Origin of the sequence: Pseudomonas sp. KUIN-1 (assembly GCF_009176725.1) — a bacterium.
Taxonomy (GTDB): Bacteria; Pseudomonadota; Gammaproteobacteria; order Pseudomonadales; family Pseudomonadaceae; genus Aquipseudomonas; species Aquipseudomonas fragariae.
The window spans coordinates 5,214,110-5,227,437 of sequence record NZ_AP020337.1 but is presented as its reverse complement, the minus strand read 5'-3'; the positions used below and the strand labels follow the sequence as shown (position 1 = coordinate 5,227,437).

At 60.0% G+C, this 13,328-nt stretch carries 15 protein-coding genes; 7 read left to right on the top strand and 8 right to left on the bottom strand.

Features of this window, described 5'->3' with window-relative positions:
* The first annotated feature begins 59 nt into the window (after window positions 1–59).
* Both KUIN1_RS23505 and KUIN1_RS23500 read left to right on the top strand, forming a co-directional pair.
* A complete protein-coding gene (locus tag KUIN1_RS23505; protein WP_011269054.1) occupies window positions 60–944 on the top strand; it encodes a sugar nucleotide-binding protein in 885 nt (294 codons plus the stop codon).
* The gene (locus KUIN1_RS23500) at window positions 937–1,866 is read left to right on the top strand and encodes an NAD-dependent epimerase/dehydratase family protein (RefSeq protein WP_152092319.1); all 930 of its coding nucleotides are present in this window, start codon (window positions 937–939) and stop codon (window positions 1,864–1,866) included. Before KUIN1_RS23505 ends, KUIN1_RS23500 begins: the two co-directional genes overlap by 8 nt.
* A gap of 1,558 nt (window positions 1,867–3,424) precedes the next feature.
* On the opposite strand, the gene KUIN1_RS23490 is transcribed toward KUIN1_RS23500, so the two are convergent.
* The 5 genes from KUIN1_RS23490 to KUIN1_RS23470 form a co-directional block, all read right to left on the bottom strand.
* Window positions 3,425–4,111: an OmpW/AlkL family protein gene (locus tag KUIN1_RS23490; protein WP_032654147.1), complete on the bottom strand. Its 687-nt coding sequence runs from the start codon at window positions 4,109–4,111 to the stop codon at window positions 3,425–3,427.
* Between the two features lie 103 nt (window positions 4,112–4,214).
* On the bottom strand, window positions 4,215–4,739 hold the full coding sequence (locus KUIN1_RS23485; protein WP_004412093.1) for a DUF3299 domain-containing protein: 525 nt from the start codon (window positions 4,737–4,739) through the stop codon (window positions 4,215–4,217).
* Between the two features lie 8 nt (window positions 4,740–4,747).
* Complete coding sequence (locus KUIN1_RS23480) at window positions 4,748–6,013, bottom strand: ABC transporter permease (protein WP_003317058.1); 1,266 nt, start codon at window positions 6,011–6,013, stop codon at window positions 4,748–4,750.
* 1 nt (window position 6,014) lies between these two features.
* Complete coding sequence (locus KUIN1_RS23475; protein WP_032654143.1) at window positions 6,015–6,725, bottom strand: ABC transporter ATP-binding protein; 711 nt, start codon at window positions 6,723–6,725, stop codon at window positions 6,015–6,017.
* A 69-nt stretch (window positions 6,726–6,794) separates the two neighbouring features.
* Window positions 6,795–7,388 (bottom strand): DUF2796 domain-containing protein, encoded by a 594-nt coding sequence (locus KUIN1_RS23470; protein WP_024638218.1) that lies wholly within the window; start codon window positions 7,386–7,388, stop codon window positions 6,795–6,797.
* A gap of 302 nt (window positions 7,389–7,690) precedes the next feature.
* Here KUIN1_RS23470 and KUIN1_RS23465 point away from each other — a divergent pair, with 302 nt between their 5' ends.
* On the top strand, window positions 7,691–8,113 hold the full coding sequence (locus KUIN1_RS23465; protein WP_011269050.1) for a nuclear transport factor 2 family protein: 423 nt from the start codon (window positions 7,691–7,693) through the stop codon (window positions 8,111–8,113).
* 61 nt (window positions 8,114–8,174) lie between these two features.
* Window positions 8,175–8,528 carry a hypothetical protein gene (locus KUIN1_RS23460; RefSeq protein WP_011269049.1) on the top strand — a complete coding sequence of 118 codons (354 nt, stop codon included), beginning with the start codon at window positions 8,175–8,177 and terminating at the stop codon, window positions 8,526–8,528.
* Window positions 8,529–8,582: 54 nt separating this feature from the next.
* Here the strand turns inward: KUIN1_RS23460 and trxA are convergent, their stop codons facing one another.
* The 3 genes from trxA to KUIN1_RS23445 form a co-directional block, all read right to left on the bottom strand.
* The gene (gene trxA, locus KUIN1_RS23455) at window positions 8,583–9,455 is read right to left on the bottom strand and encodes a thioredoxin (RefSeq protein WP_024638220.1); all 873 of its coding nucleotides are present in this window, start codon (window positions 9,453–9,455) and stop codon (window positions 8,583–8,585) included.
* A 269-nt stretch (window positions 9,456–9,724) separates the two neighbouring features.
* The gene (locus tag KUIN1_RS23450) at window positions 9,725–10,378 is read right to left on the bottom strand and encodes a class I SAM-dependent methyltransferase (RefSeq protein ID WP_058399418.1); all 654 of its coding nucleotides are present in this window, start codon (window positions 10,376–10,378) and stop codon (window positions 9,725–9,727) included.
* Window positions 10,375–10,824 (bottom strand): lipoprotein, encoded by a 450-nt coding sequence (locus KUIN1_RS23445; RefSeq protein WP_003419544.1) that lies wholly within the window; start codon window positions 10,822–10,824, stop codon window positions 10,375–10,377. Before KUIN1_RS23445 ends, KUIN1_RS23450 begins: the two co-directional genes overlap by 4 nt.
* A 176-nt stretch (window positions 10,825–11,000) precedes the next feature.
* Here KUIN1_RS23445 and nrdR point away from each other — a divergent pair, with 176 nt between their 5' ends.
* Genes nrdR through KUIN1_RS23430 form a run of 3 tightly spaced genes read left to right on the top strand, consistent with a single transcriptional unit; the run spans window position 11,001 to window position 13,317 of the window.
* Complete coding sequence (nrdR, locus tag KUIN1_RS23440; RefSeq protein ID WP_003317051.1) at window positions 11,001–11,465, top strand: transcriptional regulator NrdR; 465 nt, start codon at window positions 11,001–11,003, stop codon at window positions 11,463–11,465.
* A 41-nt stretch (window positions 11,466–11,506) separates the two neighbouring features.
* The gene (gene ribD, locus KUIN1_RS23435) at window positions 11,507–12,607 is read left to right on the top strand and encodes a bifunctional diaminohydroxyphosphoribosylaminopyrimidine deaminase/5-amino-6-(5-phosphoribosylamino)uracil reductase RibD (RefSeq protein ID WP_162886038.1); all 1,101 of its coding nucleotides are present in this window, start codon (window positions 11,507–11,509) and stop codon (window positions 12,605–12,607) included.
* Between the two features lie 47 nt (window positions 12,608–12,654).
* Complete coding sequence (locus KUIN1_RS23430; protein ID WP_003317049.1) at window positions 12,655–13,317, top strand: riboflavin synthase; 663 nt, start codon at window positions 12,655–12,657, stop codon at window positions 13,315–13,317.
* The last annotated feature ends 11 nt before the right edge of the window (window positions 13,318–13,328 follow it).

The following is a 13,328-nucleotide window of genomic DNA, read 5'->3' as shown; positions in this document are numbered from 1 at the left end:
TGTTTGCAGGCGTTTTTCAATTGTTCGTTTGATTACCTGATACCGAGCCTGCTGACTCTATGCGAATGCGCCTTATGCTGTTGGGCGGCGGGAATGCCCTCGGGCAGGCGCTGATTCGTCTGGGTGCCGAGGAAGACATTGGTTTCCTCGCACCACGTCCACCGCAAGACGGCTGGGACGTGGCGAGCCTTACGCAACTGCTTGATGACACCCGTCCCGATGCCCTGATCAACCTTGCTTACTACTTCGACTGGTTTCAGGCGGAGACCGTGAGTGAAGCGCGCCTGACCCATCAGGAGCGCTCTGTCGAGCGTCTTGCCGAACTCTGTCAGCACCACAACATCACGCTGGTTCAGCCGTCCAGCTATCGTGTGTTCGATGGTTCCCGCGCGACGGCCTACAGCGAAAAAGACGAGCCTGTACCGCTGGGCCTGCGCGGTCAGGCCCTGTGGCGTATCGAGCAGAGCGTCCGCGCGACCTGCCCGCAACATGTACTGGTGCGTTTCGGCTGGCTGCTGGATGACAGCACCGATGGCGTGCTGGGCCGCTTCCTCTCGCGTGCCAAAGAACCCGGAGAACTGTTGCTCGCCGATGATCGTCGCGGCAACCCGACGCCGGTCGATGATGCGGCGCGGGTGATCATTTCGGTCATCAAGCAACTCGACTGCGAAGCGCCGCTATGGGGCACCTACCACTACGCCGGACACGAGGCGACCACGCCGCTGGCGCTGGGGCAGGCAGTGCTCACCGAAGCGCGTCTGCTGCACGCGCTGGCTATCGAATCGCCCACTGCGCAGGCTCATGCCGCGCGTCCCGATGCAGCCGAAGAACCGCAGCACGCGGTATTGGCCTGCAAGAAAATTCTCCACACCTTCGGCATCAAGCCTCGCGCCTGGCGGGCCGGTCTGCCAAACCTGCTGGATCGGTATTATCGACATGTCTGACGCTCCTGTTCTGATCACTGGAGGTGCGGGTTTCATCGGCTCGCACCTGACCGACGCATTGCTTGCCAGCGGGCAGGCCGTGCGTATCCTCGACAACCTCTCGGCAGGCAAGCGCAGCAATTTGCCGCTCGACAATCCGCGGGTCGAGCTGATCGAAGGAGACGTGGCCGATGCCGACCTGGTCAAGCGCGCGGCGCAGGGCTGTAAAGCCGTCGTGCACCTGGCGGCAGTGGCTTCGGTGCAGGCGTCGGTAGACGACCCGGTGCGCACCCACCAGAGCAACTTCATCGGTACGTTGAATGTCTGCGAGGCCATGCGCGAAGCGGGCATCAAGCGCGTGATCTTCGCATCAAGCGCGGCGGTGTACGGCAACAACGGTGAGGGCGAAGCGATCACCGAGGACACCACCAAGGCACCGCTGACCCCTTACGCTTCGGACAAGCTGGCCAGCGAGTATTACCTGGACTTCTACCGTCGCCAGCATGGCCTGGAACCGGTGATCTTTCGCTTCTTCAACATTTTCGGGCCACGTCAGGACCCGTCGTCGCCGTACTCCGGCGTGATCAGCATCTTTGCCGAGCGTATCCGCAAAGGCCTGCCGGTCAGCGTGTTTGGCGACGGCGAGCAGACGCGGGATTTCTACTATGTCGGGGATCTGCTCAAGCTGCTGCTGCAGGCCTTGTCACGGGAAAGCGCCATCGAAGGTGCGATCAACGTCGGCCTGAACAAGACCACGTCGCTCAACGAACTGCTGGCTGCGCTTGCGCAGGTTGTCGGCAAGCAGCCGGAAGTCACCTATCAGGCACCACGCTCGGGCGACATCAAACATTCCCGCGCCAGCAACCAGCGCCTGCTGGAACACTTCACCCTCGACGAGCCAACGCCGCTGGTGCGTGGGCTGGAGTTGCTGATGGGGCAGTGAGTCCTACATCGAATGTAACTGCCCATTCGCGAACAAGTTCGCTCCTACAAAAGCCTGTGAGCACCTGTAGGCGCGAACTTGTTCGCGAAGCCGATATTGCAGACGCAGAAATTACATCGAGTGTAACTACCTATTCGCGAACAAGTTCGCTCCTACAAAAGCCTGTGAGCACCTGTAGGCGCGAACTTGTTCGCGAAGACGATATTGCAGGCGCAGAAATTACATCGAATGTAACTGCCTATTCGCGAACAAGTTCGCTCCTACAAAAGCCTGTGAGCACCTGTAGGAGCGAACTTGTTCGCGAAGACGCTATTGCAGACGCAGAAATTACATCGAGTGTAACTACCTATTCGCGAACAAGTTCGCTCCTACAAAAGCCTGTGAGCACCTGTAGGCGCGAACTTGTTCGCGAAGCCGATATTGCAGACGCAGAAATTACATCGAGTGTAACTACCTATTCGCGAACAAGTTCGCTCCTACAAAAGCCTGTGAGCACCTGTAGGCGCGAACTTGTTCGCGAAGCCGCTATTGCAGACGCAGAAATTACATCGAATGTAACTACTTATTCGCGAACAAGTTCGCTCCTACAAAAGCCTGTGAGCACCTGTAGGAGCGAACTTGTTCGCGAAGCCGCTATTGCAGACGCAGAAATTACATCGAATGTAATTACTTATTCGCGAACAAGTTCGCTCCTACAAAAGCCTGTGAGCACCTGTAGGCGCGAACTTGTTCGCGAAGCCGATATTGCAGACGCAGAAATTACATCGAGTGTAACTACCTATTCGCGAACAAGTTCGCTCCTACAAAAGCCTGTGAGCACCTGTAGGAGCGAACTTGTTCGCGAAGCCGATATTGCAGACGCAGAAATTACATCGAGTGTAACTACCTATTCGCGAACAAGTTCGCTCCTGCAAAAGCCTGTGAGCACCTGTAGGCGCGAACTTGTTCGCGAAGCCGATATTGCAGGCGCAGAAATTACATCGAGTGTAACTACCTATTCGCGAACAAGTTCGCTCCTGCAAAAGCCTGTGAGCACCTGTAGGCGCGAACTTGTTCGCGAAGCCGATATTGCAGGCGCAGAAAGCATATCGAGTGTAACTACCTATTCGCGAACAAGTTCGCTCCTACAAAAGCCTGTGAGCACCTGTAGGAGCGAACTTGTTCGCGAAGCCGATATTGCAGACGCAGAAATTACATCGAGTGTAACTACCTATTCGCGAACAAGTTCGCTCCTACAAAAGCCTGTGAGCACCTGTAGGAGCGAACTTGTTCGCGAAGACGATATTGCAGGCGCAGAAAGTACATCGAGTGTAACTGCCTATTCGCGAACAAGTTCGCTCCTACAAAAGCCTGTGAGCACCTGTAGGAGCGAACTTGTTCGCGAAGACGATATTGCAGGCGCAGAAAGTGCATCGAATGTAACTGCCTTCGGACCAGCCCGCTCCTGCAAAAAGCGCGGCATTACTTCGTCATGGAGTTGGTACGAGATCATCAGGTCTACAAAACACAAAGACACCCGCTGAGTGCCTTTGTGTGTGTGACGCTTGAGACGTTCAGGTCAGAACTTGTAACCCACGCCCACCATGTACACCCACGGGTCGATGTCCACGTCGACCTTGGTCTTGCCGACGGCCAGGGCTGAAGGGCCGTCCACGGTTGCTTTGGTGTCGATGTCGACGTACCAGACCGAGGCGTTGAGCAGTACGTTGTCGGTGATCATGTAATCCATGCCCAACTGCCCGGCGAGGCCGACCGAGTCTTTGAGCTTGAGGTTGCTGAAACCCTGATCCTTGCGGTTGCCGGTCAAATCGGTATCGAAGAACGTGGTGTAGTTGATGCCCACGCCGGCATACGGCTGGAACTTCGACGATGGTTCCATCGGGTAGTACTGCAACGACAGCGTCGGCGGCAGTTGTTTGATATCGGCCAGCTTGCCATCCAGGCCAGGCCCGAGGCCTTTGACCGACACGGTATGGCTGAACGGTGTGGCGGCCAGCAGCTCGATACCGACGTGCTGGGTCAGCATATAGGCGAAGGTCAGGCCCAGCTGGTTTTCGCCGTCGACAGTCGCTTTGGTGCCGGAAACCTTGGCACCGTCGAGGCGCACTTCGCCGCTGTCTTCATTGGGTTGAACGTGCGCGACACCGGCGCGAACGATGAAGTCGCCAGGCTGGTAGGCGTGTGCCGCGACCGGGGCGGTGAGGGCAAGCGCGACAAGGGACGTGCGTAGCAGATGCTTGTGCATGGAGGCTCCAGAGGTCAGTCAAATTTTATGGGCGTAATGTTAAAGCGCTGTCGAGCGGCGACTTTGACTCAGCTCAATGAAATCGCTGGGAACCTCGTCATCCTTATGAATCCGGCAACTCGTAGACAAGAATCTTGTCTGCCTGCATCTGATAGCCCGCTTCTGCCAGTTCGCTGGAAGACGACTTGGCCTGCATCGGTCCTTCGATCCAGTACGGCTGATACAGCTCATCGACCTTCACACCCAGCTCGCTCGTGACGTGCACGATCTGGTTCGCCGGTGGCGGCGGCACATGGATGCAGGCGCCGAAATACGGCACCAGCAAAAACTCCGTCACCCGGCCTTCCTCACTGACCTCGAGCGGCACGATGTAGCCCGGTAAACGCACCAGTTTGCCATCCAGTGCCTTGACCACCGGCGCATGCGGCGCCAGTTGGTGGGCCGCAGGCGCTGCCTCCATGGCCAGTGCATCGGACAGCTTGGACATATCGTGGAGCGGAGCCGTTACCGGCTTCACCACAGGTGCATCGGGTGGAATCATGTCATTCCAGGTCAGCTCACGCGGCTCGGCGGCCCACACTTGAGTGGTAACCGAGAACAGCAGAGTGAGTAGCATGCGCCGCATCATGAAGGTCCTCATAAACGAATCGACAGTCCATCGGCCAGTGACTGCCTGTAGGCTCGCCAGGCTGGCACGGTTCCCATCAACAGCGCGCAGCCGAGAATGGCACCGAGTAATGTCCATTCATATTGGCCAGGTGGCATAGACGACAGGTACAGACCGTAGTTGTCGAGCACGTAGTCGCGGGCCACGAAGATGCCGATATAGAGCAGCGCAAGGCCGCTGATGACACCCGCCAGCGCCAGGGCGAAGGCTTCGAGTATAAGCAGGCTTGCGATATGCCAGGGGCGCGCGCCGACCGAGCGCAGGATGGCCATTTCCCGGCGCCGTTCATTGAGGCTGGTGAGAATCGCGGTCAGCATGCCGATCAGCCCGGTCAGCACCACGAACAGCGAAATCACGAACAGCGCCTTTTCCGCCGTGCCCATCAGGCTCCACAGCTCCTGCAGTGCCACGCCGGGCAGAATCGCCAGCATGGGTTCGCCACGGTATTCGTTGATCTCGCGTTGCAGGCTGAAGGTGGAAATCTTGCTGTTCAAGCCCAGCATGAACGCGGTGATCGCAGTCGGCGTCAGGTCCATGTTGCGCGCCTGATCGGCTGAAATGCGCTCGTTGCCGCGTGCCGGGGCGCCGTTGTGCCAGTCGATATGAATGGCTTCCATGCCGCCCAGGCTGATATGCAGCGTGCGGTCCACCGGCGTACCGGTCGGCTTGAGGATGCCGACCACGGTGAACGGTTTGTCGTCATGCTTGACCAGGCTGATCGCCGCTACACCGTGCGCCAGCACCAGTTTGTCGCCCAGCTTGTAATGCAGCGCCTTGGCGACCTCCGACCCCAGCACCACTTCAAACGGGTCGGTCTTGAACTCGCGTCCTTCGGCCATTTCCAGGTGCTGCTGGCGACCGAACTGGTAATGCTCGAAATACGCCTCATTGGTGCCCATCACCCGATAGCCACGATGGGAGTCGCCCAGCGAAACCGGGATCGCCCACTTGACCTGTTTGCTGTTGGCGAAATGCTCGAAGCTGTCCCAGCGAATGTTGTTGGTGGCATTGCCGATGCGGAACACCGAGTACAGCAACAGGTTGATCGAGCCCGAGCGTGCACCGACGATCAGGTCGGTGCCGCTGATGGTGCTGGCGAAACTGGAGCGCGCTTCGGTGCGTACCCGTTCGACGGCGAGTAACAGGCAAACCGACAGCGCAATGGCGAAGGCAGTGAGGAATGCAGTGAAACGGCGGTTGGCCAGGCTGGCCATGGCCAGACGAAACAGATACATCTCAAATCTCCACGGCGACGGCGGCGCGATTCAGGTCGCTCAGCGACAGATTGCGATCAAACAGCGGTGCCAGGCTCTGGTCATGACTGACAAACAGCAGGCTGGCCCCGGCCTCGCGGCACTCGGCGAACAACAGGCGAATGAACGCCTCGCGCGAGTCCGCGTCCAGCGCAGACGTAGGCTCGTCGGCAATCACCAGTTCCGGTTGACCGATCAGCGCGCGGGCGGCAGCGACTCGCTGTTGTTGGCCGATCGACAGCGAGTCGGCGCGGCGTGTCAGCATCGCCGGATCTTTCAGACCCAGGTGGGCGAGCAGGGTGGTGGTCGCTTTCTCGACGCTGCCGTGGCGTTGCCTGGCACGCTCGGCACGCACGCTGGAAAAGTGGCAGGGCAGTTCGATGTTTTCCCGCACCGACAAAAACGGCAGCAGGTTGAACTGCTGGAAGATGTAGCCGGTGTGATCGACGCGGAAGCGATCACGCGCGGCCGAAGAGAGCGCCGACAGGTCCTGGTTCAACAGGCGAATGCTGCCGCTGACCGGTTTTTGCACACCGCCCAGCAGGCCCAGCAGCGTGGTTTTACCGCTGCCACTCGGGCCTTTGAGGAACACGGTTTCACCGCTTTGCAGGCGGAACTCGGGGATGTCCAGCAGTTGCGGGTGGCCGGGCCAGTTGAAGCGCAGGTCCGACAGTTCGATCAGTGCTTGGGTCATGGGCTGACTCACGCTCGGTTGGAAATTAAAAGACCGGGCCAGGCCCGGTCGTTGTGCCGCAGGGTGCGATCAGAATTTCAGCGTCGGGTTGGCTGCGATCACTTCTGCGCCCGACTGGCCGCCTGGCGAAATCAGTTGTACCTGAAGCTTCTTGGTGTCGGGAAAGGTTTTGAAGATTTGCGACAGGTCGAGCTTCTTCAGAATGGCCGGTGCGTCACAGACGAACTTGTAGTGACCGTGGATTTCACTGTGCTCGTGATGCTCGGCATCGCCAGCGTCGGCATGCGCGTCGTGATCGTCATCCTTGTCACCAAACAGCGGGCTTTCCAGCTTCACCGAAGTGGCCGAGCAATTGGCGGCATCGGCAATGCTGAACAACGCGTTGGGCTTGAGCAGCAATTCGCGGGCCTTGGCGACTTTGGCCTTGTCTTCATCCGAGGTCGCAACGTGTTCGAAACCGACGATGTTCATGGCCGGACTGTCGAATTCGAATTCCAGCGTCTTGCCTTCCAGCACCACATCGAGATGTCCTACGCCATGCTCGTGGGCACCCAGGCTGCCATGTTCATCGCCATGATCATGATCGTGGTCGTGCTCTTCAGCAGCGTGCGCAGCAACGAGTGGCAACAGGGCGAAAGGCAGGGCGAGTAGCAGACGGCGCATAGCGGGCTCCAGAACAATAATCGAGAAAAACTGTTATGTGATCTTATAACAAGTAGCGATCTGCGTGGACGTGTTTTTATCCAGGCGCCGGGTGACCGGGCTGCAGCAAAGCGCTATCGACGACGTTATCGGGAATACCCCGTGCAGTGCTTATGCCTAAGTAGTCTCACACTTCGCGTCATCAAGTCCTACTCTGGAAGATGAAAATCGCTACACCTGCGCCGGATGCGCAGGAAAGATTTTCATCGCCAGCCGGGACCTGCGCTCGACCTGGGCCGAGCGCGACATCAGGGAAGATACTCATGAACAAGCTCCATTCGAACAGAGAAGTCCTGCGTGCGGTGTACAAGGATATGACACGCATCACCGAATTCGCCGACGCTGACATCGTGCTGCACAAGGCGGATCAAGGCGCTGGCGGTGGCTTGTCCATAGCCGTTGGCAAGGAGGCCGTGCTTTCCCACCAGATCAATCTGATCAGACGCACGCATCAGACCCTGTACATGGATGTCCACGACATCGTCGCCAACGATCACTTCGGCTCGGTGCTGGGCGAGATGCGCGCCAGTTGCGAGGGCCGGAAAATCATCATGCCGTTTTGCGGCCTGTGGCGGTTTCGCGATGGACGAATTATCGAGTGCTGGGAAAACGTCTACGACGTGCGGGCGCTTGGCAATTTCATGAACGGCAAGGAGCCGCTCCTCAACCAGTGGCGTTACGGTTGATCATGGGAATGCGCGCCAGCCTGTGGGAGCATGTACGCCTGACTGTCAGCAGGTGCACATCATGTTGCGTATTCGTGGAACCGTAGGCCAGTGGCCGGTGGATTTGACCCTTGAACTGGACGAGGGAGACTGGGCGCAACTGGGCGCGCAGCTCAAGGCGGCGGCCCCGGAGGTCCCCGCCGCCGTGGCCGAGAGCACGCCGCTCAACCAGGACGACAGGCTCTGGCAAGTCGCTCAGGAATTGCTGCGCAAGGCCGGGCAGATGAGTGGGCCGGATCTGTTGGGGCAACTGGAAGGGTTGGCGGGCAGTACCGCTGCGGGCAAGCATCTGCTGGTGCGCTTGCGTCACTCGGCGAACGTGAAAGTCGAGAGCGGCGGGGATGCGCCGCTGTACAGCTGGGTCGAAGCGACGTGACCTGACGGCTTTCAATAACAACAGGCACCCGAGCGGTGCCTGTTGCTTTTTACCTCAGTACAGCGCGGCAAACAGTTTGCGGCGGTAGGCCGTGACCAGCGGGTGCTCGTTGCCCAGCAGGTCGAATACCTGCAGCAGCGTCTTGTGCGGCAGGCCCTCGGCGTAATTGCGATTGCGGATGAACAGCTTGAGCAAGCCCTCGAGCGCCGCTTCGTACTGTTGACGCGACAACTGCTGAATCGCCAGTTGCAGTGCCGCTTCATCGTCCTGCGGGTTTTGTGCAAGGCGGCTTTTCAGTTCGGCAGCGTCCGGCAGGGTCGCGGCTTGCGCGAGGAACGTCAGCTGGGCCTTGGCGCCGGCGAGTTCGGCCTTGTGCGCATCACCGGTGACCGCATCCAGCACAGCCTTGGCCTCGCTCAGTTCGCCACGTTCGGCCAGGCAGCGCGCATACAGAATCAGCGCGGCGCCATTGGTGTTGTCTTCGCCCAGCAGCACCTTGAGCTGTGCTTCGGCCTCGGCGAAACGACTTTCCGCAAACAGCGCCTGTGCCTGCTTGAGCGGATCGGCGGCTGGCGGTGGCGGCATGACCACATGCTGGTCGAGAATCTTGCGGATTTCCGACTCCGGCTGGGCACCGGCAAAGCCATCCACCGGCTGGCCGTCCTTGAACAGCACCACAGTCGGCAGGCTGCGAATGCCGAAGCGCGCCACGATGTCCTGCTCGATGTCGCAATTGACCTTGGCCAGCAGCAGCTCGCCCTGATAGCTCTCGGTAATTTGCTGCAGCAGCGGCATCAAGACCTTGCAGGGCGCACACCACTCGGCCCAGAAATCCACCAGCACTGGCTGGTCGAAGGACTTGTCGATCACCAATTGATCGAAGTTCGCGGCGGTTGCGTCGAAGATGTAAGCAGTTTCCTGGCTCATTGCACGTCTCGAAGAATCTGAATGCTGCCAACTATAAAGCCCGCAGGGCAATGCTGAAAGCGGTGTCGTCTATTGGACATGATCGTGCCCACACTCATTGCTATTGATGCTGGCCGAAGGCCGTGGGAGCGAACCGGGCGACGCTTCGCTTGTTCGCGAAAGGGGTGGAAAGCTCTCTGGAAATTTATCGTTTGAACGACCGTCTTCGCGAACAAGTTCGCTCCTACAAAAGCCGTTTAGCTGAGAAATCCCGGACTGTTATTTAGCGCTCACCGCGCCGCGTGATAGAGGCTCACGTCGCGAAACTCGTGCGGTTCGGCCAGGTCCGGCAGGGTGTGGGCATGCAGCATCGTCAGACGCTGGTAGGCAGCGTGTTTGAAGTCGCGCACGCGGGAATCTGCCACCAGTGCCTCGCGGCCCCGGGAGAGAAACTGATCAAGCAACGGCAGGTTGGCGCGGTCGTAGAGCACGTCGGCGACCAGAATCAGATCGAAGCGGTCCGCCTCGGCAAAGAAATCCGTCGAGTAACTCAATGGCACCTGATTGAGTTCGGCATTGGCCCGGCAGGCAGCGAGCGCCAGAGGGTCGAGATCACAGGCCACCACCTCAAGCGCCCCGGCCCTGAGCGCGGCAATGCCCGCTACACCCGAGCCTGCACCGAAGTCCAGTACCCGCTTGCCGGCCACCCAGTGCGGGTTTTCAGCCAGAAAACGCGCCAGGCCCAGGCCGCTCGCCCAGCAGAAGCTCCAGTACGGTGGTTCTTCCAGAATGCGCCGCGTTTCCTCCGGGCTGAAGGCGCGGTCCATGTTGACATCGTCGATCAGCCACAGCTTCAGCTCGGTGCCCGGCAGCGCAGTGACTACCAACCGGGCGTCGCCAAGCAGTTCGCTCAGCGCGTGTTGCAGATGCTGCGGAGCGATCATGGCGCCTTGACGAACTGCAACTGCCCCAGGGCCTGAGTCACCGGCTGATCGATACGCATTGACGGCAGGTGCAGGATCAATTGCCCGGACTTGCTGGCGCGGCCACGCAACTCGACACGTCCGCCGACCGGAAAGGCTTCCGGGTTGAAGCGCAGCTGGAACGGCAATGATTGACCGTTGCCCTTGAGCAGGGTGTTGGTCAGCAGCTTCTGTGGACGTCCGCGCTCGTCGATGACCAGCATTGCCAGCTCGACCTCGGCGCCGGCCGGCACGCCCAGCAATTGCCCGCTGAGTTCACGTTGGTACGGTTGCAGTGGCCCTGGCCCGGCGGGCAGCTTGATCGAGGGTGCGACCGGTGGCGGCGCAGCCGGTTTCGGCGCGTCATTACTGCTGCACGCGGCCAGCAAGCCGATGAAGCAGAGTAGAAAAGCGGGGCGTAACGTCATCAAAAGCTCCACAAGACAAAATTCGAAAGGCTGGGGGACGCCAAGCGTGCAGTATTACCGAGCCCGGACAATTTCACACCGCTTTAATGTGCGTCTATATACCGTAAACCCTCAGCCTTGTCTTGCCAGCAGGATGCGCTAACATGGCGCTCCTCATTCTTTTGTTGCCAGCCACCATGCACTGTCCCTTCTGCGGTGCCAATGACACCAAAGTCATCGACTCCCGCCTCGTCGCCGAAGGCGAGCAAGTACGCCGCCGACGCGAGTGCCTGGCCTGCGGCGAGCGCTTCACCACGTTCGAAACGGCCGAGCTGGTCTTGCCGCGTCTGATCAAGCAGGACGGCAGCCGCCAGCCTTTCGATGAAGAAAAACTGCGCGCCGGTATGCAGCGGGCGCTCGAAAAGCGTCCGGTGAGTGTCGAGCGCCTGGAAGCGGCCCTGGTTCACATCAAACACAAGCTGCGCGCAACCGGCGAACGCGAAGTCAAATCGCTGGTGGTGGGTGAGCTGGTGATGACCGAGCTGCAGAAGCTCGACGAAGTGGCCTATATCCGCTTCGCTTCGGTGTACCGCCGCTTTCAGGACCTCAACGAATTCCGTGAAGAAATCGATCGTCTGGCCCGCGAGCCGGGCAAGGAATAAATGCATTGCTGACTGAACAGGCGGCTCTCGACGTTCATTACATGGCGCGAGCACTCGAGCTGGCGCGCAAGGGGCTGTACTCCACGCATCCCAACCCGCGAGTCGGCTGCGTGATCGTGCGTGAAGGCCGGATCGTTGGCGAAGGCTGGCATGCGCGCGCCGGTGAACCGCATGCCGAAGTGCATGCCTTGCGCCAGGCCGGCGAGCTGGCCAGATGCGCGACCGCCTACGTCACCCTCGAGCCGTGCAGTCACCAGGGGCGCACACCGCCCTGTGCCGATGCACTGATCGAAGCCGGGCTGACGCGGGTTGTCGCAGCGATGCAGGACCCCAACCCCGAAGTTTCCGGTCGCGGCCTGTTGCGCCTCATGAATGCCGGCATCGGCGTTCAGTGTGGTGTGCTGGAAAGCGAAGCGCGAGCGCTGAACAAAGGCTTTCTCAAGCGCATGGAGACCGGCCTGCCGTATGTGCGGGTCAAAATGGCCATGAGCCTGGATGGCCGAACGGCGATGGCCAGCGGGGAAAGCCAGTGGATCACCGGCCCCGAGGCGCGCTCTGCCGTACAGCGCCTGCGCGCCCAGTCGAGCGTGGTGCTCAGCGGTGCCGACACGGTGCTGGCCGACAAGGCTCGTCTCACCGTACGCCCTGATGAACTGGGGCTCGATGCCGAATTGACCGCGCTGGCCGCGGCACGCGCGCCGTTGCGCGTGTTGATCGACGGCCGTTTGCGTGTGCCGCTCGATGCACCGTTCTTCCAGGCAGGCAGTGCGCTGGTCGTGACCTGCGCTGCTGCGTCGGCGCGAGGTCGCTATCAGGAGGAGGGCCACGAAATGCTCGCGCTGGCCGACAGCGCCGGTCATGTGGACCTGCGCAGGTTGATGGGCGAACTCGCAGCGCGGGGCGTCAATGAAGTGCTGGTCGAGGCCGGTCCGCGACTGGCGGGGGCTTTTGCGCGGCTCGGGCTGGTCGACGAGTTTCAGCTCTTCATTGCTGGCAAGTTTCTCGGCTCATCGGCCCGTCCGCTGCTCGATCTGCCACTGGCGCAGATGAGCGAAGCGCTGGAACTGAACATTGTGGAAATGCGTGCTGTCGGTAATGACTGGCGAGTCATCGCTCTCCCTGTGCGCACACCCGGCGTATAATTCCCGGCTTTCGCCTTGCGCGCAGCCCTTGTTCTCCCGGAGGACCCATGTTTACCGGCATTATCGAATCCATTGGCAGCATCCGCGCCCTGACTCCCAAAGGCGGCGACGTCCGCGTTTACGTGGAAACCGGCAAGCTTGACCTGACCGACGTCAAACTCGGCGACAGCATTGCCGTCAATGGCGTATGCCTGACCGCCGTCGAATTGCCCGGTGATGGCTTTTGGGCTGACGTCAGCCGCGAGACCCTGACCGTCACCGCCTTTGTCGACCTGAAGAGCGGCAGCCGGGTCAACCTGGAAAAGGCCCTGACCCCGACCACACGTCTGGGCGGCCATCTGGTCAGCGGCCATGTCGACGGCGTCGGCGAAATCGTTGCCCGTGCGGATAACGCCCGTGCCATTCAGTTCACGGTGCGTGCGCCACGTGAACTGGCCAAATACATCGCCCACAAAGGCTCGATCACGGTCGACGGCACCAGCCTGACCGTCAATTCGGTCAACGGCGCGGAGTTTGAACTGACCATCGTGCCCCATACCTGGAGCGAAACGATCATGGCCGACTACCAGCCCGGCCGTAAGGTCAACCTGGAAGTCGATCTGCTGGCGCGTTATCTGGAGCGCCTGCTGCTGGGTGACAAGGCCGCCGAGCCGGGCCACGGTACGATCACCGAAAGCTTCCTGGCCGAGAACGGCTACCTCAAATCCTGAATTGATTGAAG